The organism is Parahaemophilus parainfluenzae, assembly GCF_001053575.1.
GTDB classification, from domain to species: Bacteria; Pseudomonadota; Gammaproteobacteria; order Enterobacterales; family Pasteurellaceae; genus Haemophilus_D; species Haemophilus_D parainfluenzae_S.
In genome coordinates, this window is sequence record NZ_JVSL01000017.1 from 191626 (window position 1) to 213815 (window position 22190).

Consider the following 22190-nt stretch of genomic DNA (forward strand, 5'->3'; position numbering starts at 1 on the left):
TTTTTTTGATCTTTTTAGATTTTTTTATATTTATTTCATACTCATGCAAACAGATAATACCCTTTTACGGGCTCAAAGCCCAGCCGCTCTTGCCGAAGAATATATTGTTAGAAGTATTTGGGATAATGTATTTCCCGCAGGCACCAATCTTCCTTCTGAGCGTGATTTAGCTGATAAAATTGGTGTAACACGCACCACGTTACGCGAAGTATTGCAGCGTTTGGCTCGTGATGGCTGGCTTACCATTCAACACGGCAAGCCAACAAAAGTCAATAATATTTGGGATACAGCTGGTCCAAGCATTATTGAAACCTTAATTACTTTAGATCGTCAAAGTGCGCCATTAATCATTGAAAATATGCTTTCGTTGCGTAGTCGTATGTCTGAATCTTATATTTATGAAGCCATAAAAAATTCGCCTAAAGCCTCGGTTGCTTTGTTTAAAGGGCTAGATTCATTAGAAAACACCGCTGAAAGTTACATGGAGTTTGACTATGCCTTATTCCGTCAATTTACAGTAATGGCTAATAAACCTTTTTATCGTTTAATTTTCAATAGCTTGCGTGGGGTTTATCATAAAATTGGTTTGCTATTCTTTAGTGATGAAAAACATCGCCAAGTGACACATGATTTTTATGTAGAATTGCGTGATATTTGTGAAAGAGGTCAATCCGATTTAGTGGTGGAATGTATTCGTAAACATAAGCAAGTGACTTCCGCCTACTGGCGAGCCATTTTAGAAAGCTTGCCAAAAGATTTAGCAACAGAATAATATTAAAAGTGCGGTTGAAAATGACCGCACTTTTTCCTTATATCAAAGACTCAATATTATGCGTATTCCAAGAATTTATCATCCAGAATCCCTTAAAAATCAATCTACTTGCCAACTTTCAGAGGATGCGGCTAATCACGTAGGACGTGTACTTCGTATGACTGAAGGTGAGCAAATTGAATTATTTGATGGAAGTAATCATATTTATCCAGCAAAAATTATTGAAGCGAGCAAAAAAGCCGTTAAGGTGGACATTCTTGGTTGTGAATTGAGTGATAAAGAGTCGAATTTATCGATTCATTTAGGGCAGGTTATTTCACGTGGCGATCGAATGGAATTTACCATTCAAAAGTCCGTAGAGTTGGGCGTGAATGTGATTACACCATTATGGTCGGAACGCTGTGGGGTGAAGTTGGATGGCGAACGCATGGATAAGAAAATCCAGCAATGGCAAAAAATTGCTATTGCCGCTTGTGAACAATGTGGCCGTAATGTCGTACCAGAAATCCGTCCATTAATGAAATTACAAGATTGGTGTGCAGAAAATGATGGTGCGCTGAAATTGAATTTACACCCAAGAGCCCAATATTCTATTAAAACCTTGCCTTCCATTCCAAAAGAAGGTGTTCGTTTGCTTATTGGTTCAGAAGGTGGTTTATCACCTCAAGAAATTGCTCAAACTGAACAACAAGGATTTACTGAAATTTTATTAGGAAAGCGTGTGCTACGCACAGAAACGGCTTCTTTAGCAGCCATTAGTGCGTTACAAATTTGTTTTGGAGATTTGGGATAATGATGGATTTACAAGGGCAATTTTTAATTGCGATGCCACAGTTGGAGGATTATTTCCAAAATACCGTGGTGTATATGTGCGAGCATAATGAGCAAGGTTCGATGGGCTTAGTGATTAATCAGCCCACCGATTTAAGCATTGCAGAGCTATATTCAAAAATGAATTTTATGATGAAAAATGACCGCACTTTTAGCAATGAACTTGTACTTGTGGGTGGACCTGTACATTCCGAGCGTGGTTTTATTTTGCATAAGAAAACAGCGAAAGAATTTGAGCATAGTTATAAAATTACTGATGGGATGTATCTCACCACGTCAGCAGATATTGTGGAAACCTTTGGTTCATCGGATGCGCCTGAGAAATATCTTGTGGCTCTCGGTTGTGCAAGTTGGACAGCAAGGCAGCTTGAACAAGAGATTGCAGATAATGCGTGGTTAGTTGCACCTGCTTCAGACACCATTTTATTTGAAACTATTTATGAAGATCGTTATCCTGCCGCGAATCAATTATTAGGGATTAATCCTCATAATTTTGTCTTTTCACAAGTAGGGCATAGTTAATGGGCATCACGGCAATCGCGTTTGATTTTGGCACAAAAAGTATCGGTTGTGCGGTCGGGCAAAGTATCACGGGTACAGCGCAAGCCTTGCCCGCATTTAAAGCGCAAGATGGGATTCCAAACTGGGATGCCATTGAAAAATGTTTAAAGGATTGGAAGCCTGATGTTATTGTGGTGGGATTGCCTTTAAATATGGATGGTACCGAGCAAGATTTAACACTTCGTGCGAAAAAATTTGCCAATCGCTTAAATGGTCGTTTCGGTATTAAAGTAGAACTGCAAGATGAGCGCTTAACGACGGTTTCTGCACGCGATGAAATTTTCCAGCGTGGCGGTTATCGCGCTCTCAATAAAGGCAAAGTCGATGGGATTTCTGCTTGCTTGATTTTAGAAAGTTGGTTCGAAAACTATTCAGAATAAGCCAAAAATAAACCGCACTTTAAGGTGCGGTTTGTTGTATTTATGAGTTTATTTTTTTATCCAAATCAGACTCGCCATTCGACCTGTTTTGCCATCTCGACGATAGGAAAAGAAGGTCTCTTTTTCTGTGAATGTGCAATGTTCACCGCCGTAAATTTGGGTAATACCTAATTTATTGAGGCGTTGTGTGGCGATTTGATAAAGGTTGCCGAGGTATTTTCCTGCTTCATTCGGATCTGGTCGAAAAGCCGTTTCTGCAATTGGATCAAAAGCCATAAATTGCTCAATCACTTCTTTACCTACCTGGAATGCATTGGGGCCAATAGCCGGCCCAAACCAAGCAATAATCTCTTCGGGGGCAGATTGGAAACATTTCACCGTTTCTTCTAACACCCCATCACAGAGTCCGCGCCAGCCAGCATGGGCGGCAGCTACTTCATTGCCTTGTTTATTGGTGAATAAAACCGGCAAGCAATCAGCCGTCATCACCAAACAGACTTGGTTAGGGTGATTGGTGTAAACTGCATCAGCCTCTAAATTATTGCCCTCATAAGGCACCGTGATTACACGAGTACTGTGTGTTTGGGTTAAAAATAACGGAAAGTGTGGCAGATTAAATTTTTCGACCAATAAAGTGCGGTTAGTTTTGACCGCACTTTTATCATCTTCGACATGATCGCCTAAATTGAAACTCTCGAAAGGCGGCAAGCTTACGCCACCTTCTCTTGTGGTTGTAAAAGCTTGAATATGTGGCGGAACAGTCCAGTTTGGAGCAATGGTTCTCATCTTAATAATCCAATTCGTCTTTGTGTTCGAGGTAATCCGCTTTTAAGGCATGCAGTAATTCAACAAAGTCATCTGGCAATGGGGCATACCATTCCATCATTTCACCTGTAATTGGGTGAGCTAAACGCAACATAACCGCATGTAAAGCTTGGCGTTTAAAATTACGCAGAACCTCATTGAAGGTTTCGCTGGCATTTTTAGGAGGGCGAGGACGACCACCATAAGTTTGATCACCTAACAATGGGTGTGCGATATGTGCCATGTGCACACGAATTTGATGAGTTCGACCCGTTTCTAAACGTAAGCGTAGACGCGTGTAATTACGGAAGTTTTCCATAATGCGGTAGTGCGTCACAGCCGGTTTACCCATTGGGTGAACCGCCATCAATGTGCGTTTTGTTGCGTGGCGAGCCATTGGCTGATCTACTGTGCCACTTTTGGTCATAATGCCACTTGCAACAGCTTCGTATTCCCGAGTGATTTTACGTTTTTGTAAGTCACGCACGAGCTTAGTTTGTGCGGGGATGGTTTTAGCAACAACCATGAGACCTGTTGTGTCTTTATCTAAACGATGCACAATTCCTGCGCGCGGTACTTCGGCAATAGGTGGATAGTGATAGAGTAGCGCGTTAAGTACCGTGCCATCCGGATTGCCCGCACCTGGGTGAACCACGAGATCTTTAGGTTTGTTAATCACGATAATATCGTCATCTTCATAAACGATATTAAGTGGAATATTTTGTGGCTCAAAACGGTTTTCATCTTCTACTTCTACCGAAATTTCAATTTGCTCTCCGCCATAAACTTTTGCACGTGGAATATCGGCAATTTCACCGTTCATTTTTACCTGTTTTGCTTCAATCCAGGTTTTTAAACGCGAACGGGAATATTCTGGGAACAACTCTGCGAGGGTTTGGTCTAAACGCTGTCCCATTTGTTCGGGCTGAATTTCAGCCGTTAAGGTAATTTGTGGCATAAAAAATCCATCTAAAAATTTAAAAAGTTGGCTTATTGTGTAATGTTCTATACAATATTCGTTAATTGTAACTTATTTATTGATTTTCGTAAAAATTAAGGAAAAAAGAATGCGTAAAATAAAATCTCTTGCACTTATTGCATTGACCTCATTCGCGATTGCAGCTTGTAGCAGTGGTAATAAAGAAGTGGAACAAGCTTCTGTTGATGATCTTTATGCAAAAGGGGCGGCAGCATTGCAAGAAGGAAGCTATTCTGACTCGATTCGTTATTTAAAAGCAGCAACAGAGCGTTTCCCTGGTAGTACTTATCAAGAGCAAGCAATGCTTGATTTAATTTATGCAAACTATAAAACGCAAGATTACACCGCAACGTTGGTAACCGTAGATAACTACTTACACCAATTCCCACAAAGTCCAAACCGTGACTATGCAGTGTATATGGCGGGTTTAACTAACTTAGCAACGGCCGATAACATGATTCAAGACTTCTTTGGTATCGATCGTGCAACGCGTGAAACAACTTCAATGAAAACGGCGTTTTCAAACTTCCAAAGCTTAGTGCGTGCGTTCCCAAATAGCCCATATTCACAAGATGCAGTAGCACGTATGGCATACATCAAAGATTCATTAGCTCGTCATGAATTAGAAATTGCGAAATTCTATGCAAAACGTGATGCATGGGTAGCGGTATCAAACCGTGTAGTGGGTATGCTACAACAATATCCAGATGCCAAAGCGACTTACGAAGGTTTATTCTTAATGAAAGAAGCCTATGAAAAAATGGGTTTACAACAATTAGCGAGTCAAACTCAACAAGTCATCGATGCGAATAAAGATAAACAATTTGCGGACGTGAAAAAACCGGAAGAGTCTGATTTAATTCAACCGGTTAAAAAATAATCCCGTCCCTTGTGGGACGTGCTTGAATAAGCAAAATTATTCAAATAAAGGCTAGTCAAACCAATCAAATTGAGCTAGTATAAATTTAAAAGATTTCCTGGGGTGTTCGTGGATGGGTTATGTCCCTGAGCCGATACTTAGAACTTTATAAATCGGTTTCCCGCCATTGGTGTGTAGGCTTGACCTTTGACTTTGTCATTGGACTAAAGAAACCTAAAAATGGCCTTACCGGTTTCCTTGGACCGTCGGGTTCAAGGACTACTACTCGTAGCGGCACTCTGGGACCTTCCTTTAAAATCCATTCTTTCTAATCGAATGAAATCAACACAGCAAGCGCTTCGCAATCAACTCCGTCAACAAATTCGTAAAACACGAGCAAATTTGACCGCACTTCAGCAACAACAGGCGGAAGATTCCATCACTCAACAAGCGCTTGCATTAATTGAAGAACGAAATGCGCAGCATATTGCCTTGTATGTTTCCTTTGATGGTGAAATCTCCACAGATAAACTTATTAAAACCCTTTGGGCGCAAGGCAAACAGGCTTATTTGCCGGTATTACACCCTTTCAATCCGAATCACCTTTTGTTTTTACGTTATTTGCCAGATACACCAATGCTGAAAAATAAATTTGGCATTTGGGAGCCCAAACTCAATGTTCAGAGCGTATTGCCTTTAGAGGAATTAGATATTCTTTTTACGCCACTCGTCGCGTTTGACAAACAAGGAAATCGTCTAGGTATGGGTGGTGGTTTTTATGATCGCACCTTACAACATTGGCAGAAGTCTTCTTTTATCCCAGTGGGATTAGCTCATCAATGTCAGCAAGTCGAACAGCTTCCAACAGAAGCGTGGGACGTGCCACTTCATCAAATCTTAGTTGCTTAAACCTATCAAGAAGTAAAGTTTGATAGAAAAAATTAAAAATAGTTGATTTTTTCTCTTGAAATACCAAAAAAGGGTCTTATTTAATTACTCATAAAGGGGATGACCCCAACAATTTTATGCAGGAGAAGATAAGATATGAATATTGAAAAATTTACCACTAAATTCCAACAAGCACTCAGTGAAGCACAGTCATTAGCGCTTGGTAAAGATAATCAGTTTATCGAACCAGTGCATTTATTGGCCGCACTTTTAAATCAACAAGACGGTTCAATTGCACCGATTTTGACAGCAAGTGGCGTGAATGTCGCGTTATTACGTAATGAATTAAACGCAGAATTGAATAAATTGCCACAAGTGTCAGGTAATGGCGGAGACGTGCAAATTTCTCGTCAATTACTCAACTTATTGAATTTATGTGACAAATTAGCACAACAAAAACAAGATAAATTTATTTCCAGTGAATTGTTCTTATTAGCGGCGCTTGAAGAGCGCGGTGCATTAAATGACATTTTGAAAAAATGTGGTGCGAAAAAAGAACAAATTTTACAAGCGATTCAACATATTCGCGGAGGACAAAGCGTGAACGATCAAAATGCAGAAGAAAGCAGACAAGCTCTTGAAAAATATACGATTGATTTAACAGCTCGTGCTGAAAGTGGCAAACTCGACCCGGTTATTGGTCGTGATGAAGAAATTCGTCGAGCCATTCAAGTATTGCAACGTCGTACCAAAAACAACCCAGTATTAATCGGTGAGCCTGGTGTAGGTAAAACCGCTATTGTAGAAGGTTTGGCACAACGTATTGTCAATGGTGAAGTACCGGAAGGCTTGAAAAACAAACGTGTCCTTTCTTTAGATATGGGTGCCTTGATTGCAGGTGCTAAATATCGTGGTGAATTTGAAGAACGTTTAAAAGCGGTATTAAATGAACTTGCAAAAGAAGAAGGTCGCGTGATCCTCTTTATTGATGAAATCCATACCATGGTTGGTGCAGGTAAAACTGACGGTGCGATGGATGCAGGTAACTTATTAAAACCAAGTTTAGCACGTGGTGAATTACACTGTGTGGGTGCAACAACGTTAGACGAATATCGTCAATATATCGAGAAAGATGCGGCGCTTGAACGTCGTTTCCAAAAAGTCTTTGTAGATGAACCAAGTGTAGAAGATACCATTGCGATCTTACGTGGTTTGAAAGAGCGTTATGAGATCCATCACCATGTAGATATTACTGACCCAGCAATCGTAGCAGCGGCAACACTTTCACATCGTTATATTTCCGATCGACAATTGCCGGATAAAGCCATCGACTTAATCGATGAGGCGGCTTCTAGTATCCGTATGGAAATTGACTCTAAACCAGAGCCGCTTGATCGTCTTGAACGCCGTATTATCCAATTAAAATTGGAACAACAGGCATTACAAAAAGAAGAAGACGAAGCAAGCCGTAAACGTTTAGAAATGTTAGAAAAAGAACTTTCTGACAAAGAACGTGAATATGCGGAACTTGAAGAAGTATGGAAGTCAGAAAAAGCAGCACTTTCAGGTTCTCAACACATCAAACAAGCGTTAGATGCGGCGAAAACTGAAATGGAGCAAGCTCGTCGTGCTGGTGATTTAAGCAAAATGTCTGAGCTTCAATACGGTCGTATTCCTGAATTGGAAAAACAACTTGCTGCCGCTGAAACCGGTGAAGGCAAAGAAATGAGCCTATTACGCTATCGTGTGACAGATGAAGAAATTGCGGAAGTACTTTCTAAAGCAACTGGCATTCCAGTTTCTAAAATGATGGAAGGTGAGAAAGAAAAACTCTTACGCATGGAAGAAGAATTGCACAAACGTGTGATCGGTCAAGAAGAAGCAGTTGATGCCGTCGCGAACGCAATTCGTCGTAGCCGTGCAGGGCTTTCAGATCCTAACCGCCCAATTGGTTCTTTCTTATTCTTAGGTCCAACTGGTGTAGGTAAAACAGAGCTTTGCAAAACATTGGCGAAATTCCTCTTTGACAGCGAAGATGCGATGGTGCGTATTGATATGTCAGAGTTTATGGAAAAACACAGCGTATCTCGTTTAGTGGGTGCGCCTCCAGGCTACGTAGGCTATGAAGAAGGTGGTTACTTAACTGAGGCTGTACGTCGTCGTCCATATTCGGTGATTTTGCTTGATGAAGTGGAAAAAGCCCATGCAGATGTATTCAATATCTTGTTACAAGTATTGGATGATGGTCGTTTAACTGATGGTCAAGGTCGTACTGTGGACTTCCGTAACACAGTCGTGATTATGACCTCTAACTTGGGTTCTGATTTGATCCAAGGTAGTAAAGACGAAAGCTATGGCGAAATGAAAGCCTTAGTGATGTCAGTGGTTAGCCAACATTTCCGTCCGGAATTCATCAACCGTATTGACGAAACTGTTGTATTCCACCCACTTGATAAAGACAACATCCGTGCGATTGCAAGCATCCAATTAGAACGTTTAGCAAAACGTATAGAAACTCGTGGTTACGAATTAGTGTTTACTGAAGCGTTATTAGATTTCATTGGTGAAGTAGGTTATGACCCAATTTATGGGGCACGTCCATTAAAACGTGCAATCCAACAAGAGATCGAAAACAGCTTGGCACAACAAGTTCTATCTGGTCAATTATTACCAGGTAAAGTGGTCACAGTGGATTATGTGGATGGCAAAGTTCAAGCCAGACAATAATTTGTAAAATGAAAAGCCATTTAGTGAAAGCTAAATGGCTTTTTTATGCTTTGGTAAAAGATAAAATAAGGTAGAATGACGCTGTTTATAGCGTATAAAAATGAGGAAAAAAATGACCGCACTTTTAAAAATTGGTTTGGTTTCAGTGTCAGATCGTGCATCAAGTGGTGTGTATCAAGATCAAGGGATTCCCGAATTACAACAATGGCTAGAGCAAGCGTTGGTAGATCCTTTTGAAGTGGAAACACGATTAATTCCAGACGAGCAGCCATTAATTGAACAAACGTTGAAAGAATTGGTGGATGAGCACCATTGTCATTTAGTGCTAACCACTGGTGGTACAGGGCCGGCAAAACGTGATGTGACACCAGATGCAACGTTAGCGGTAGCCGATCGTGAAATGCCAGGATTTGGCGAGCAAATGCGTCAAGTAAGTTTGCATTTTGTGCCGACAGCGATTCTATCTCGTCAAGTTGGTGTGATTCGTAAAAACAGTCTCATCTTGAATTTACCTGGTCAACCAAAAGCCATCAAAGAAACCTTAGAAGGCGTGAAAGATGAACAAGGCAAAGTCTTAGTGAAAGGGATTTTTAGTGCAGTGCCTTACTGTTTGCAATTAATTGATGGTATTTATATTGATACCAAACCTGAAGTGATTACAAGCTTCCGCCCGAAAGCCGCGCGCCGTGAAAATTTGGAGAAATAAGATGAAAAAAATCGAAGCCATTATTAAGCCATTTAAATTAGATGATGTGCGTGAAAATTTATCTGATATCGGTATTAGCGGAATGACCGTGACTGAAGTCCGTGGTTTTGGCCGCCAAAAAGGGCATACAGAGCTTTATCGCGGTGCGGAATATATGGTGGATTTTCTACCTAAAGTGAAAATGGAAATTGTCGTGCCGGATGATTTACTTGAACAATGTCTTGAAACCATTGTTGAAACTTGCCAAACAGGGAAAATCGGTGATGGGAAGATCTTTGTTTATGATGTAGAACGCGTGATCCGTGTTCGTACAGGCGAAGAAAATGAGGAAGCCATTTAGTGGAAAAAAACTTAAATTTTAACCGCACTTTAGTCGCAATGGCAGCTTTAGTGATTGTATTTGCGGGAATTAAATTGGCGGCGGAGATTGTCGTGCCTTTTTTATTGGCATTATTTATCGCCATTATTTGTTCGCCGGTAATTAAAGCGATGACACAACGCAAAGTGCCACATGGTATTGCGATTGCCTTGTTGTTTATCTTAATTTTAATCGTATTCTTTTTCCTGGCAGGATTAATTAACAGCAGTGTGCAGGAATTCACTCGCTCAATTCCTCAATATAAAGTGTTGCTTTCAGAGCGTATAAATGACGCCATGGCATTAGCTCAAAAACTGAAATTGCCGATTGTAATTTCTCGCGAAGCCATTATGGAGCATTTTGATCCAAGTGTGATCATGAACTTTGTGAGCCGTTTGTTATTAAACTTTTCTGGTGTGGTGACGAATGTTTTTGTGTTGATCTTAGCGGTGATTTTTATGCTGCTTGAAGCACCAACCATGAAGCATAAACTTGCTTTAGTTTTAAGTGATAATGAACATGATGTTGTCGCGGAAGAACATCACATCGATCGTATTTTAGACGGTGTGATTAGTTATCTTGGTGTGAAAACGGTGATTAGTCTGCTTACCGGCGTTTCGACGTGGATTTTGTTGGATGTAATGGATGTCCAATATGCGATTTTATGGGCAACCTTAAGCTTCCTATTAAATTACATTCCAAATATTGGTTCGATTATTGCAGCCGTGCCGATTGTTGTTCAAGCGTTATTGCTGAATGGATTTGGTGTGGGTATGGGTGTAACCGTCGGTATCATTGCATCAAATATTGTGATCGGTAATATTATTGAACCGAAAATGATGGGAAAAACCTTAGGGCTTTCTACCTTGGTCGTATTCTTTTCATTGCTTTTCTGGGGATGGTTGCTCGGTACGGTTGGTATGTTGCTTTCAGTGCCGCTGACAATGGCGTTTAAAATCACTTTGGAAAGCTCTGAATCAACGAAGAAATATGCGGCTTTATTAGGTGATGTAAATGACTAAAGTGTGGTCAAAAATCACGTAATTTTAGCAATAAAAAAGCCACCATTGGTGGCTTTCTTTTTATCTCATGTTCGATAGATTAAGGTAAATCATCTACTTCTTTATCCACTTTTGGTGGAATCATATGTTCACGGCGTAGGCCGATATCATAAGCAATCGCAATTGCAATAAAGATTGATGAGTAAGTACCAAAACCGATACCAATTAATAACGCTAATGAGAAGTTATGAATTGATGGACCACCAAAGAAGAACAAGGCAATCACAACAAGAAGCGTTGTGAGAGATGTCATTATGGTTCTCGATAAGGTTTGCGTTAAGGAAATATCAATAATATCGATGGTTTCTACACGGCGAATTTTACGGAAGTTTTCACGCACACGGTCGAATACCACGATACTATCGTTGATAGAATAACCTACAACGGAAAGAATCGCCGCCACGAAGGTTAAATCCATTTCGACTTGTAATGCAGAGAATACACCGAGTGTAATCACCACGTCATGCGCAAGTGAGGCAATACCACCAAAACCTAAACGCCATTCAAAACGTGAACCCACGTAAATTAACATCATTGCTAGGGTTGCAAGGGTCGCATAAACCGCACCTTGAGCCAGTTCTTCACCAACGTTTGGACCGACGAATTCGATACTGTTAATATGAATATTCGGGTCAATCGTTTGGAGCATGCTTTTAACGTGATCACCAATAGCAGAATCGTTATTATCAGCTGGTAAACGGATCATCACGTCTTGTACAGAACCGGTTGTTTGTACAATTGGACTTGCAATACCATTTTGATTTAATGTGCCACGGATTTTCTCTAAATCAGCCGGTTGTGAGAAGTGAGTATCAAATACCACACCACCGGTAAAATCCAAGCCCCAGTTAAAGCCTTTTGTCACAATGAAGAAAAGGGAAATCGCCATTAAAATTGCGGAAAATGCATACCCTACAAATCTCACTTTCATAAATTCAGTGAGAGGGAATGGCAATTTAATCCCATTCACTTCACGGATAAAATGTCCGTTTTTATCTTTTGCAAATAATCTCATCTTATCCTACCTAAATTGATAATTTTTCAAGACGTTTACCACCGTATAGGAAGTTCACGATAGCACGTGTTCCTGTAATCGCTGTAAACATTGAAATTGCTACACCTAATGCAAGGGTTACTGCAAAGCCTTGAATTGGACCGGTACCCACAGCATAAAGAATGATTGCTGTTAAAATTGTGGTTAAGTTCGCATCGAAGATAGAGGTGAATGCACCATTATAACCTTCGTTAATGGCTTGCTGGATTGGACGACCATTACGAATTTCTTCTTTGATACGTTCAAAAATAAGCACGTTGGCATCCACCGACATCCCCAGGGTTAATACGATACCTGCAATCCCCGGCATGGTGAGTGTTGCACCTGGTAGGATAGACATCAAACCGACTAATAAAACGATATTAATCACCAAGGCAAAGCTTGCGATAATACCGAAGATTTTATAGTAAATCAGCATGAAGACTATGACGGCAATTAAGCCCCAGAAGCTTGCATCAATACCTTGTTCTACGTTTTGTGCACCAAGAGAAGGACCGATTGTACGTTCTTCAACAATTTGCACTGGTGCGATTAATGCACCTGATTTTAATAACATAGAAAGGTTTTGTGCTTCTGCAGAACTGCTTACACCTGTAATTTGGAAGTTAGAACTGAAGCGACCTTGAATGGTAGCCACGTTAATGACTTCTTCACTTTTCTCTAAAATGGTTTTGCCATTTTCGTCTTTTTTACCGTTGTCTTTGTATTCTACATACAAGGTTGCCATCGGTTTTTTGTAGTATTTCTTGGTAGTTTGCGACATGATTTCGCCGCCTTCACTGTCCAAGGTTACACTTACTTGTGGCGTACTGGTGTTTTGGTCTAAACCAGAACTTGAGTTGATGATGTGTTCACCACCCAATACCGCACGTTTGTAAAGCGCAACAGGGCGACCTTGACGGTCATATTTGATTTCTGTATCAGAAGGCAACATACCACGAGCAGCGGATTCAGGGTTCACTAATGAATTCACAATGCGGAATTCAAGTGTTGCGGTTGCCCCTAAGATTTCTTTTGCGCGCGCAGTATCTTGAACACCCGGTAATTCGATAACGATACGTTCTGCACCTTGACGTTGGATAACCGCTTCAGCTACGCCTAATTCAGCGACACGTTTACGTAAAATCGTTAAGTTTTGCTCGATGGCTAAGTTACGTGATTCTGTTAATGCCGCTTCTGAAAGGGCAAGGTTTAAGGTGTTGTCACCAATGTCAGACACGTCTAATGTTGGGTGTAACTGACGAATAATACGCGCTGCTTTTGACATTTGGTCTGCGTTTTCTAATGTGACCGTTGTACCAAATTTGTCGCCATTTTTAATCGCCGTAAACTGAATTTTTTCTTTACGTAATTCGTTGCGTAATGTGTCTTGTAACTGTTCTTGACGTTTAGCAAGCGCAGAATTCATGTCCACTTCCATTAAGAAGCGTACACCACCACGTAAGTCCAACCCCCATTTCATCGGGTTAGCCCCAATGCTGCTTAACCAAGCCGGTGTTGCCGGTGCAAGGTTTAATGCCGTGGTGTAGTTGTTGCCTAGTTTTTCTGCAATTTTATCTTTGGCAAGAAGTTGGTCATCTGTGTTGGTGAAACGGGCAAGAATGGAGCCATTTTCAAGAACGATAGATTTGGTTGGAAGGTTATTTTCTTTCAGTACATTTTGTACTTCAGTTAATGCGGTGGTGTCTGCTTGTTGTCCGCGAGTACCGGAAATTTGCACCGCTGGATCTTCACCATAGATATTTGGAAGAGAGTATAAAGCACCAATGGCGACCACAAGGATCACCATTAGATTCTTCCATAATGGGTAACGATTTAACATAGTTTTCCCTTTAGGAATTTAAATTAGAGAGATTTTACAGAACCTTTCGGTAATACTGAAACGATGTAGTTACGGTTAATCGTGATTTCAGTGGTATCGTTTAAAGCGATAACAATTTCAGCACCTTCGGTTACTTTAGTGATTTTACCAATCAAACCACCAGCGGTTAATACTTCAGTGCCTTTCGCTAATTCAGACATTAATTTTTTGTGTTCTTTATTACGTTTCGCTTGTGGGCGGTAAATCATAAAATAAAAAATTAAACCGAAGATCACGAAAATAAATAACGTGGACATTGGGCTTTGTGCTTCCATTGTGTTTTCCTTATAAATGAAAAGTTAAAAGTGTGCGTAAAATACCATAAAACGGCATTCAGTAAAAGCCGAGGAAGGCAATAACAACCAGAATTTTAGGATTAATTGATTTTTTTCAAGCAAACCTCGAAGATTTGTTCGGAAAGCCAATGCTGATTCACTAATTCACATTGATTTTCTTCACAAAAAACAACAAAATTTTCTACCGCACTTTGACGATTTAATTGCAAAACTAATTCATCATTCGGCGCTAAATTTGCCAACGCCTTCTTCGCCGTTAAAAGCGGAATCGGGCAGGAAAGTGCGGTCAAATCTAATTGATATTTCATGATTTAAGCTTGGCGACGAGCAAACATAATTTTGCCCATAGCCGTGAGTTGTTCTGCGGATAAATATTGCTTACCGAGCTCAAATAACGGCTCTTCAAGGGCAATATGTCTATCATAGCTCGCCACAAATAGCGTAATCAGCCTTTCATCTACATCAGTACGTTTCTCTGCAATCAATTCTTCTAGCTGTTCAGAAAGTTTTGCCCAAGTTTCATGCAAAGTAACGTGTTGGCGTTCTAATTCATCCACTGATTCTTTCGCTTGAGGTGCTTTTTCAATTAAAGCGGGAAAGAAGTCTTTTTCTTCATCCTCATGGTGAAGTGGTGCCGCGTGATTAAAATACTGCAAAATGGTTTTCACATCATTTAATACGGCTTGATTCACGCCATTTTTTTCTAAGTAGCCAGGAAGAATGGTGAGTTGCTTACAAAAGCGTCTCACTTTGCTATGACAGGCATAAAGCATATCAATCGGCTCATTCCAAGTGACAAATTGTTGAGGTTCAAGGATTTGCATAAGGTTTCCTTTGTTAAAAAGTGCGGTCATTTTTGACCGCACTTTGCATGTGTTATTCTGATAATTGTGTTTCAGAAGATTGAGTAGGATCTAACTGTAATGGAGGAACAGGTTTGCCCATGCGAGCATAGAATTCCACTACAAAATCATCAAAACGATCGTCTTCGATAGCTTGACGAATTTCCGCCATTAAACGTTGATAATAGCGTAAATTGTGAATGGTATTTAAGCGTGCACCTAAAATTTCACCGCATTTATCTAAATGATATAAATAAGCTTTGGTGTAGTTTTTACAGGTGTAGCAATCACATTCTGGATCCAATGGACTTGTATCATCGCGATATTTTGCATTACGGATTTTAACAATGCCGTCTGTCACGAATAAATGACCGTTACGAGCGTTACGAGTTGGCATTACGCAGTCAAACATATCAATACCACGGCGCACGCCTTCCACTAAATCTTCAGGTTTACCCACACCCATTAAATAACGAGGTTTGTCTGCAGGGATTTGTGGGCAGATATATTCTAAAATACGGTGCATGTCTTCTTTTGGTTCGCCTACCGCTAAACCGCCCACCGCATAACCGTCAAAGCCAATATTCACTAAGCCTTCTAATGATATTTTGCGTAATTCTTCAAATACGCCGCCTTGGATAATACCGAATAGCGCATTTTTATTGCCTAATTCATCAAAGCGATCACGGCTGCGTTTTGCCCAACGAAGAGACATTTCCATGGATTTTTTCGCATAATCGAAAGTGGCTGGATAAGGCGTACATTCATCAAAAATCATCACGATGTCAGATCCTAAATCATATTGAATTTCCATGGATTTTTCAGGCGAAAGGAAAATTCGCTCACCGTTAATTGGGTTTTGGAATTTCACGCCTTCTTCAGTGATTTTGCGTAATTTACCTAAACTAAATACTTGGAAGCCACCACTGTCAGTCAAAATCGGACGATGCCATTGCATAAAGTCGTGTAAATCACCGTGTTTACGCATCACTTCCTGTCCAGGACGAAGCCATAAATGGAAGGTGTTACCCAATAAGATTTCTGCACCCGTCGCACGCACTTCTTCAGGCGTCATGCCTTTTACGGTGCCATAGGTGCCTACTGGCATAAATGCCGGGGTTTCTACGCTGAACGTGCCTTGTGGACGTTCAAACACTAAGCGACCACGACGTGCACTGCCGCTGGTTTTATCTAATTCATATTTCATTTTTTTCCTCAACGAATAAACAGTTCGTAGGTTGTTGTTCAATAAAAAAGCCTGTTAGTACAGGCTTCTTGATAGGTATTTTATGAGTTGGTTGAAAATAAGTCAAACCACTTATTCTAAGCCTTTCACATTGGGATTTTTAGTAATGAACATCGCATCGCCATAACTGAAAAAACGATAGCGATTTTCGACCGCACTTTTATAGGCGTTCATGGTGTGGCTAAAGCCTGCGAAGGCAGAGACCAACATAATCAATGTACTTTCCGGTAAGTGGAAGTTAGTAATCAACGCATCCACCACACGGAATGATTTGCCTGGGTAAATAAAAATGGACGTATCAGAAAAATAAGGTTCAATTAAATCTGGGTTGCCATTTTCTTCTGCAGATAGGGCTGCCGTTTCAACAGAGCGCACTGATGTTGTACCTACCGCAATGACACGTTTACCCGCTTTTTTCGTTTCAATAATGGCATTGCAGACTTCTTGAGAAAGTTCTACGTATTCCGCGTGCATAATGTGATCTTCGATATTTTCAACACGTACGGGTTGGAATGTACCCGCGCCAACGTGTAACGTCACAAATTCAAAATTGACACCTTTTTCGTATAATTTTTGTAAAAGTTCATCATCAAAATGCAAGCCAGCCGTTGGCGCCGCCACTGCGCCAGGCACTTTGTTATACACGGTTTGATAGCATTCTTGATCCGCTTCTTCATCAGGGCGATCAATATAAGGCGGCAAAGGCATATGACCGATTTCTTGCAACACATCAAGCACATTGCGACTTTTATCTGCTAATTCCACTTCAAAAAGTGCATCTTGACGACCCACCATAATCGCTTTTACGCCATTATTTTCACCGAGCTTATCTTCGCCTAAAAATAATTCTGCACCTTCTTTCGGGGCTTTTGATGAACGAATATGCGCTAAGAAATGGTGTTCACTTAAAACACGTTCCACCAACACTTCAATTTTCCCGCCACTAGCTTTACGACCAAACATACGGGCAGGGATTACGCGTGTATTGTTAAAAATCAACAAATCACCTTCGTCGATTAAATCTAATACATCAGTAAAAGTGCGGTGAGAAATTTCCCCGTTTTCGCCATTGAGTTGTAGTAAACGGCAAGAAGAGCGATCTTCTTTAGGATAACGAGCAATCAGCTCATCAGGTAAGTCAAAATGAAAGTCAGAAACACGCATAATTGTAAATCATGAAAGCTAAAAATGGGGCATAGTCTAGAGCTATTCGGAGGAAAGAACAAGAAAAAAAGCCCTTTCAAAAAGGTGAAAGGGCAAAATATTTGGAGTCATACTATGAGTTGTTGAATTAACAAATCAGGTATGGAGTGTATTATAGCGAATTTGTTAATAAATGCAACAATTTTTTAACAATTAATTGTGTGGGTTGCGCGTGTTGGTGTTGACCAAGTTACGCATCAACAAGGCATAATCAAGTTGAATGTCTTGTGGTACATCTAAAAAGACAAAGTGGCCATCGCCAAGTGCGGCTTCCACATTTTCGTTTTTGCGATTGAGCATTTTTTCAATTTTAAAGACGATGTTGCCTTGTGGGGTCATCATTTCGACCTCATCACCAAGCAAGAATTTATTTTTCACCGCTACTTCAGCCATACCTTGTTCATTACGTTTACCGGTAAATTCACCGACAAATTGTTGGCGTTCAGAGATAGAGTAGCCGTATTCGTAATTTTGGTATTCATCGTGCGTATGGCGACGTAAGAAACCTTCGGTATAACCACGATGAGCAAGGGATTCCAAGGTATCCATTAAGCTTTCATCAAATGGTTTGCCTGCTGCCGCATCATCAATGGCTTTGCGGTAAACTTGTGCGGTTCTTGCACAGTAATAGAATGATTTAGTACGGCCTTCGATTTTTAAAGAATGCACACCAAGTGCGGTCAATTTTTCCACGTGTTGTACTGCACGTAGATCTTTTGAGTTCATAAAGTAAGTGCCGTGTTCATCTTCAAACGCCGTCATTTGTTCATCAGGCTTTTGTGATTCGGTGTAAAGGAAAACTTTATCCGTTACTGCACCTTCACCCAAGGTTGGTGCCACATTTTTCACTTCGATTTGTTGAGCGGGATCGATTTTCGGCACGATATTGCCTACTTCATCTGTGGTGCCTTCTTCCATTTTGTATTCCCAACGGCAAGCATTCGTGCAAGTACCTTGGTTTGGGTCGCGTTTGTTGATATAGCCAGAAAGCAAGCAGCGGCCAGAATACGCCATACATAACGCACCGTGTACGAAAATTTCGAGTTCGATATCAGGCACGTGTTGGCGAATTTCAGCGATTTCTTCGATGGACAATTCGCGCGATAAAATCACACGAGTTAATCCCATTTGTTTCCAGAATTTTACCGTTGCCCAGTTTACCGCATTTGCTTGTACAGAAAGGTGAATATCAATATCCGGGAAGTTTTCACGCACCAACATGATTAAGCCTGGGTCAGACATAATTAAGGCATCAGGGCCCATGTCGATCACAGGTTGTAAATCTTTGATAAAGGTTTTGAGTTTAGAGTTATGCGGTGCAATGTTTACGACCACATAGAATTTTTTGCCAAGTGCATGGGCTTCATCAATCCCGATTTTTAAATTGGCATGATTAAATTCATTGTTACGTACACGTAAGCTGTAACGTGGTTGGCCTGCATAAACAGCATCTGCGCCATAGGCAAAAGCGTAGCGCATGTTTTTGAGGGAGCCCGCAGGGGAGAGTAATTCAGGTTTAAATGGGGTTGTCATAATGTTCTCTTGTCTGATTTCAGGTCAGTAGCTTGCTTTTGGCAAGCCGTATTAAAGGCCTGTATTTTAGGCGGATTTAGGGATTTGTAAAGTAAAAGTGCGGTTGGTTTTTCGATTGTTTTTTTAAGGCTAGAAATAAAAAAGGCGAACCATTGTTCGCCTTATCAAGATTGTATTTAATTAAATCGCCCAGCCGCCTGCGTAGAATGCGACAAGTACAATGGCGATGATAATTGTGCCGATGTTGAGTTTTTTCACATCGCCGCTCACGATGCGACCAATCACTAATGCCGCAAAGCCAAGCATGATACCGGTTACGATGTTTGCCGTTAACACGATGAATACCGCACAAACTAAGCCGCTCATTGCGCCCACGAAATCATCGAAGTCTAATTTGCTTACATTGCTTAGCATTAATAAGCCCACATACATTAACGCCGGCGCAGTTGCGTAACCTGGTACTAAGAATGCAAGTGGTTGGAAGAATAACATTAATAAGAACAATACGCCGACGACGATAGCAGTGATACCGGTTTTACCGCCCGCAGCTGTACCTGCTGCAGATTCGATATAAACGGCTGCTGGCGCAGTACCGAATAAGCCTGAGAATAAGCTACTTACGGAGTCAGAGGTTAAAGCTTTGCCACCGTTGATGATTTGTCCGTCTTTGTCTAATAAGTCAGCTTGTCCTGCAACTGCACGAATAGTACCTGTTGCATCAAATACCGCTGTCATCACTAAAGCAAAGACAATTGGTAAAATAGCCGGTTGTAATGCGCCTTGTAAATCTAATTGTAAGAAAAGTGAATTTTCACCAAAGGTTGGCATTTTGAAGATTTGGCCATTGAATGTTACGTTTGGATCGAAGATTAAACCAACGATAGTAATCGCGATGATAACCCATAAAATCCCGCCTTTCACTTTCATTTTTTCTAAGCCGATAATGAATGCAAGACCGATTAAAGACATCATTACTGGGAATGAGGTGAAATCGCCTAATTTAACCGGTAAACCCGCTTGGTTACCGACCACTAAGCCTACGCCATTTGCGGCGATTAAAAGTAAGAATAGGCCGATCCCGATCCCTGCACCATGAGCGATACTTGATGGAAGGTTACGTAAGATCCATGAACGAATACCTGTCGCAGAGATTAAGGTGAACACTAAACCCATGAGGAATACGGCACCTAATGCCACAGGAATAGAAACATGTTGACCTATCACTAAGCTAAATGCGGTGAAAGCGGTTAATGAAATGGCACAGCCGATCGCCATTGGCGCATTTGCCCAAAAGCCGATTAAGATCGAACCAAGCCCTGCCACTAAACAGGTTGCGATAAAGACAGATTCAGCCGGAAAGCCTGCATCACCAAGCATTTTAGGCACAACAATCACGGAATACACCATGGCTAAGAAGGTGGTTAAACCCGCAATGATTTCTTGACGAACCGTTGAACCGCGTTTGCTGAGTTCAAAGGTTTTTTCTAAACTTGACATAAAGTCCCCTAGGTTAATAATCAAAAAGATGTGCTATTTTATAGTAAATCATTTAAAAGTAAACGTTTGCGCAATTGTTTTATTGACGTTGGATAGGAAAGTGCGGTCAGTTTTGAGGATGTTTTTTCCATATTTTTTTATCGACTAAAAACTGCTATACTCTGAAAGTTTTTAACGTAATCAAAAAAAGGAAAAACAATGGCTGATTTTAATCAAATTTTAACGCCAGGCGATGTAGATGCTGGCATTATCAATGTGGTAAATGAAATTCCAGAAGGGAGCTGCCACAAAATCGAATGGAACCGTAAAGTTGCAGCGTTCCAATTAGACCGTGTTGAGCCAGTGATCTTCGCAAAACCAACTAACTATGGTTTCATTCCGCAAACTTTAGACGAAGATGGCGATGAGTTAGACGTTTTATTATTAACTCGCCAACCACTTGCGACAGGTGTATTCCTTGAAGCCAAAGTAATCGGTGTGATGAAATTCGTTGATGATGGCGAAGTGGACGATAAAATCGTTTGTGTGCCAGCAGATGATCGCGATACCGGCAATGCATATAACAGCCTTGCAGATGTGCCAGCGCAATTAATCAAACAAATTGAATTCCACTTCAATAACTACAAAGCATTGAAAAAACCAGGCTCAACGAAAGTGACTCACTGGGGCGATGTAGAAGAAGCGAAAGAAGTGATTCGTGAATCAATCAAACGTTGGAATGAACGTTAATTTTTCATGTTAATGAATTAAAAAGGCATCGGATTGATGCCTTTTGTTTTTATTCACTATAAGAAAAAATATTCTTTCACAATATGAGCCGGTTTCAGATAATGTATTACTTCATAAAGAAAAGGTGAAATAGTGAATGGTCCGTTTGATATAGGGCATATTCCAGGATGGGAGCATAGAAGATTAGAAGAGGCCGCTAAACAATTGAGTTTAACAAGACAGGAATTTAATGATTACGTAAATTCAAGACCCAACATTTTTAGGCTAGAGAATCGTTCTGAAAATCGTAGTCATAGAAATGAGATGCCTGGTAAAGATGATATTGAACGAATTGTTCGTGATATGAAAAACTTTGAAAGAGGAAAATAAATGAATAATAAGTTAGAGATGGGCATAAAAATTTTAGATGCAATGGATTCTGGTGATTTAACTTTATTAGAAGAGCTTTTTCAAGATAAGGAAAGGAATATCATGGAAGTAACTCCTGTAGAGCATTGGAATTGGTTACATAAAGCCTTATTAGGATTTGAGTCAAATAAACCATCCTCTGATGTTATTAATTATCTAATTAATAAGGGTATAGATATTAATGCTCAGGATATATATGGAATGACTCCTTTGCATTATGCGTTAAGAGGTAAAAATATTGATGCTGCAATAGCGTTACTTAAGGCTGGTGCAAACCCTAATTTACCAAATGAAAGAGGAATTACACCTTTATCCTATATTAATGGTTTCCCTGAAAGACTGGATTTGCTTCAATTAATGCTAGATAACGGGGGAGATATAGATTTCTTTACTGGACAGCATGGTATTTTAGAAGGGATCAAAAAATATCGTTCACAAGATCCTAAATTTAAACCAGTGATTGAGTTAATGGAAAAGTATTCCAAAAAGGGAATTTAATTTACTTTGGGAATAAATTTAAAGGTGTGTTATATAAAGCTCATTTTTAATTATTTATAAGTAGATTGGAAAAATGGAAATATCAAGTGCGGTCAAT

24 protein-coding genes and 1 other RNA gene are annotated in these 22190 nt (G+C 40.4%); 14 read left to right on the forward strand and 11 right to left on the reverse strand.

Translation table 11 applies throughout. From position 1 onward, the window contains the following. The first annotated feature begins 43 nt into the window (after positions 1-43). The 4 genes from fadR to ruvX are packed head-to-tail and all read left to right on the forward strand — an operon-like array spanning position 44 to position 2544. Positions 44-772, forward strand: coding sequence for a fatty acid metabolism transcriptional regulator FadR (fadR, locus tag AC979_RS03015; RefSeq protein ID WP_049372812.1), 729 nt, complete (start codon positions 44-46; stop codon positions 770-772). Positions 773-830: 58 nt separating this feature from the next. Further along, positions 831-1565: a 16S rRNA (uracil(1498)-N(3))-methyltransferase gene (gene rsmE / locus AC979_RS03020; protein WP_049362330.1), complete on the forward strand. Its 735-nt coding sequence runs from the start codon at positions 831-833 to the stop codon at positions 1563-1565. Next, positions 1565-2125, forward strand: coding sequence for a YqgE/AlgH family protein (locus AC979_RS03025; RefSeq protein ID WP_049372813.1), 561 nt, complete (start codon positions 1565-1567; stop codon positions 2123-2125). Before rsmE ends, AC979_RS03025 begins: the two co-directional genes overlap by 1 nt. After that, positions 2125-2544, forward strand: a complete 420-nt coding sequence (gene ruvX / locus AC979_RS03030) for a Holliday junction resolvase RuvX (RefSeq protein WP_014064097.1) — start codon at positions 2125-2127, stop codon at positions 2542-2544. The genes AC979_RS03025 and ruvX overlap by 1 nt, the downstream gene beginning before the upstream one ends. 48 nt (positions 2545-2592) lie before the next feature. On the opposite strand, the gene pgeF is transcribed toward ruvX, so the two are convergent. Together pgeF and rluD are read right to left on the reverse strand one after the other, a co-directional pair. Beyond that, the gene (gene pgeF, locus AC979_RS03035; RefSeq protein WP_049372814.1) at positions 2593-3330 is read right to left on the reverse strand and encodes a peptidoglycan editing factor PgeF; all 738 of its coding nucleotides are present in this window, start codon (positions 3328-3330) and stop codon (positions 2593-2595) included. A 1-nt stretch (position 3331) separates the two neighbouring features. After that, positions 3332-4306 (reverse strand): 23S rRNA pseudouridine(1911/1915/1917) synthase RluD, encoded by a 975-nt coding sequence (rluD, locus tag AC979_RS03040; protein ID WP_049372815.1) that lies wholly within the window; start codon positions 4304-4306, stop codon positions 3332-3334. A gap of 109 nt (positions 4307-4415) precedes the next feature. On the opposite strand from rluD, the gene AC979_RS03045 reads away from it, so the two are divergent. The 7 genes from AC979_RS03045 to AC979_RS03070 all read left to right on the forward strand — a co-directional run bounded on the left by AC979_RS03045 (position 4416) and on the right by AC979_RS03070 (position 10887). Further along, on the forward strand, positions 4416-5207 hold the full coding sequence (locus tag AC979_RS03045; protein WP_005700035.1) for an outer membrane protein assembly factor BamD: 792 nt from the start codon (positions 4416-4418) through the stop codon (positions 5205-5207). A gap of 91 nt (positions 5208-5298) precedes the next feature. Beyond that, a non-coding RNA gene (gene ssrS / locus AC979_RS10135) (6S RNA) lies at positions 5299-5496 on the forward strand. 26 nt (positions 5497-5522) lie between these two features. Continuing rightward, positions 5523-6095: a 5-formyltetrahydrofolate cyclo-ligase gene (locus AC979_RS03050; RefSeq protein ID WP_049372922.1), complete on the forward strand. Its 573-nt coding sequence runs from the start codon at positions 5523-5525 to the stop codon at positions 6093-6095. 135 nt (positions 6096-6230) lie between these two features. Beyond that, on the forward strand, positions 6231-8801 hold the full coding sequence (clpB, locus tag AC979_RS03055) for an ATP-dependent chaperone ClpB (protein ID WP_049372816.1): 2571 nt from the start codon (positions 6231-6233) through the stop codon (positions 8799-8801). A 112-nt stretch (positions 8802-8913) separates the two neighbouring features. Then, on the forward strand, positions 8914-9507 hold the full coding sequence (gene mog, locus AC979_RS03060) for a molybdopterin adenylyltransferase (RefSeq protein WP_049362318.1): 594 nt from the start codon (positions 8914-8916) through the stop codon (positions 9505-9507). A 1-nt stretch (position 9508) separates the two neighbouring features. Continuing rightward, the gene (gene glnB, locus AC979_RS03065) at positions 9509-9847 is read left to right on the forward strand and encodes a nitrogen regulatory protein P-II (protein WP_005697836.1); all 339 of its coding nucleotides are present in this window, start codon (positions 9509-9511) and stop codon (positions 9845-9847) included. Continuing rightward, a complete protein-coding gene (locus AC979_RS03070; RefSeq protein WP_049372817.1) occupies positions 9847-10887 on the forward strand; it encodes an AI-2E family transporter in 1041 nt (346 codons plus the stop codon). Before glnB ends, AC979_RS03070 begins: the two co-directional genes overlap by 1 nt. A gap of 79 nt (positions 10888-10966) precedes the next feature. On the opposite strand, the gene secF is transcribed toward AC979_RS03070, so the two are convergent. From secF to AC979_RS03115, 9 genes are all read right to left on the reverse strand, one after another. Continuing rightward, a complete protein-coding gene (gene secF, locus AC979_RS03075) occupies positions 10967-11941 on the reverse strand; it encodes a protein translocase subunit SecF (RefSeq protein ID WP_005697896.1) in 975 nt (324 codons plus the stop codon). A gap of 10 nt (positions 11942-11951) precedes the next feature. Beyond that, the gene (gene secD, locus AC979_RS03080) at positions 11952-13802 is read right to left on the reverse strand and encodes a protein translocase subunit SecD (RefSeq protein WP_049372818.1); all 1851 of its coding nucleotides are present in this window, start codon (positions 13800-13802) and stop codon (positions 11952-11954) included. A 23-nt stretch (positions 13803-13825) separates the two neighbouring features. Next, positions 13826-14116: a preprotein translocase subunit YajC gene (gene yajC, locus AC979_RS03085; protein WP_005695468.1), complete on the reverse strand. Its 291-nt coding sequence runs from the start codon at positions 14114-14116 to the stop codon at positions 13826-13828. 101 nt (positions 14117-14217) lie between these two features. After that, the gene (locus AC979_RS03090) at positions 14218-14445 is read right to left on the reverse strand and encodes a sulfurtransferase TusA family protein (RefSeq protein ID WP_005697892.1); all 228 of its coding nucleotides are present in this window, start codon (positions 14443-14445) and stop codon (positions 14218-14220) included. A gap of 3 nt (positions 14446-14448) precedes the next feature. Next, positions 14449-14961: a hemerythrin domain-containing protein gene (locus tag AC979_RS03095; protein ID WP_049372819.1), complete on the reverse strand. Its 513-nt coding sequence runs from the start codon at positions 14959-14961 to the stop codon at positions 14449-14451. A gap of 52 nt (positions 14962-15013) precedes the next feature. Next, positions 15014-16186: a tRNA guanosine(34) transglycosylase Tgt gene (tgt, locus tag AC979_RS03100; RefSeq protein WP_049372820.1), complete on the reverse strand. Its 1173-nt coding sequence runs from the start codon at positions 16184-16186 to the stop codon at positions 15014-15016. A 111-nt stretch (positions 16187-16297) separates the two neighbouring features. Next, complete coding sequence (gene queA, locus AC979_RS03105; protein ID WP_049372821.1) at positions 16298-17389, reverse strand: tRNA preQ1(34) S-adenosylmethionine ribosyltransferase-isomerase QueA; 1092 nt, start codon at positions 17387-17389, stop codon at positions 16298-16300. A 192-nt stretch (positions 17390-17581) separates the two neighbouring features. After that, positions 17582-18961 carry a tRNA 5-hydroxyuridine modification protein YegQ gene (gene yegQ / locus AC979_RS03110; protein ID WP_005695474.1) on the reverse strand — a complete coding sequence of 460 codons (1380 nt, stop codon included), beginning with the start codon at positions 18959-18961 and terminating at the stop codon, positions 17582-17584. A 180-nt stretch (positions 18962-19141) separates the two neighbouring features. Beyond that, on the reverse strand, positions 19142-20458 hold the full coding sequence (locus tag AC979_RS03115) for an NCS2 family permease (protein WP_005700018.1): 1317 nt from the start codon (positions 20456-20458) through the stop codon (positions 19142-19144). Positions 20459-20656: 198 nt separating this feature from the next. On the opposite strand from AC979_RS03115, the gene AC979_RS03120 reads away from it, so the two are divergent. From AC979_RS03120 to AC979_RS03130, 3 genes are all read left to right on the forward strand, one after another. After that, on the forward strand, positions 20657-21187 hold the full coding sequence (locus AC979_RS03120) for an inorganic diphosphatase (RefSeq protein WP_049372822.1): 531 nt from the start codon (positions 20657-20659) through the stop codon (positions 21185-21187). Between the two features lie 132 nt (positions 21188-21319). Next, positions 21320-21556 (forward strand): GH-E family nuclease, encoded by a 237-nt coding sequence (locus AC979_RS03125; RefSeq protein ID WP_049372823.1) that lies wholly within the window; start codon positions 21320-21322, stop codon positions 21554-21556. Then, on the forward strand, positions 21557-22093 hold the full coding sequence (locus AC979_RS03130; RefSeq protein WP_049372824.1) for an ankyrin repeat domain-containing protein: 537 nt from the start codon (positions 21557-21559) through the stop codon (positions 22091-22093). Positions 22094-22190: the final 97 nt, after the last annotated feature.

Coding starts and splice junctions, on each gene's coding strand:
- AC979_RS03025 (WP_049372813.1), top strand. CDS start 1,565: ATGATGGATTTACAAGGGCAATTTTTAATTGCGATGCCACAGTTGGAG.
- glnB (WP_005697836.1), top strand. CDS start 9,509: ATGAAAAAAATCGAAGCCATTATTAAGCCATTTAAATTAGATGATGTG.
- AC979_RS03050 (WP_049372922.1), top strand. CDS start 5,523: ATGAAATCAACACAGCAAGCGCTTCGCAATCAACTCCGTCAACAAATT.
- AC979_RS03095 (WP_049372819.1), bottom strand. CDS start 14,961: ATGCAAATCCTTGAACCTCAACAATTTGTCACTTGGAATGAGCCGATT.
- yegQ (WP_005695474.1), bottom strand. CDS start 18,961: ATGACAACCCCATTTAAACCTGAATTACTCTCCCCTGCGGGCTCCCTC.
- secD (WP_049372818.1), bottom strand. CDS start 13,802: ATGTTAAATCGTTACCCATTATGGAAGAATCTAATGGTGATCCTTGTG.
- AC979_RS03045 (WP_005700035.1), top strand. CDS start 4,416: ATGCGTAAAATAAAATCTCTTGCACTTATTGCATTGACCTCATTCGCG.
- pgeF (WP_049372814.1), bottom strand. CDS start 3,330: ATGAGAACCATTGCTCCAAACTGGACTGTTCCGCCACATATTCAAGCT.
- AC979_RS03120 (WP_049372822.1), top strand. CDS start 20,657: ATGGCTGATTTTAATCAAATTTTAACGCCAGGCGATGTAGATGCTGGC.
- rsmE (WP_049362330.1), top strand. CDS start 831: ATGCGTATTCCAAGAATTTATCATCCAGAATCCCTTAAAAATCAATCT.
- yajC (WP_005695468.1), bottom strand. CDS start 14,116: ATGGAAGCACAAAGCCCAATGTCCACGTTATTTATTTTCGTGATCTTC.
- ruvX (WP_014064097.1), top strand. CDS start 2,125: ATGGGCATCACGGCAATCGCGTTTGATTTTGGCACAAAAAGTATCGGT.
- fadR (WP_049372812.1), top strand. CDS start 44: ATGCAAACAGATAATACCCTTTTACGGGCTCAAAGCCCAGCCGCTCTT.
- tgt (WP_049372820.1), bottom strand. CDS start 16,186: ATGAAATATGAATTAGATAAAACCAGCGGCAGTGCACGTCGTGGTCGC.
- AC979_RS03090 (WP_005697892.1), bottom strand. CDS start 14,445: ATGAAATATCAATTAGATTTGACCGCACTTTCCTGCCCGATTCCGCTT.
- clpB (WP_049372816.1), top strand. CDS start 6,231: ATGAATATTGAAAAATTTACCACTAAATTCCAACAAGCACTCAGTGAA.
- rluD (WP_049372815.1), bottom strand. CDS start 4,306: ATGCCACAAATTACCTTAACGGCTGAAATTCAGCCCGAACAAATGGGA.
- secF (WP_005697896.1), bottom strand. CDS start 11,941: ATGAGATTATTTGCAAAAGATAAAAACGGACATTTTATCCGTGAAGTG.
- AC979_RS03115 (WP_005700018.1), bottom strand. CDS start 20,458: ATGTCAAGTTTAGAAAAAACCTTTGAACTCAGCAAACGCGGTTCAACG.
- AC979_RS03130 (WP_049372824.1), top strand. CDS start 21,557: ATGAATAATAAGTTAGAGATGGGCATAAAAATTTTAGATGCAATGGAT.
- mog (WP_049362318.1), top strand. CDS start 8,914: ATGACCGCACTTTTAAAAATTGGTTTGGTTTCAGTGTCAGATCGTGCA.
- queA (WP_049372821.1), bottom strand. CDS start 17,389: ATGCGTGTTTCTGACTTTCATTTTGACTTACCTGATGAGCTGATTGCT.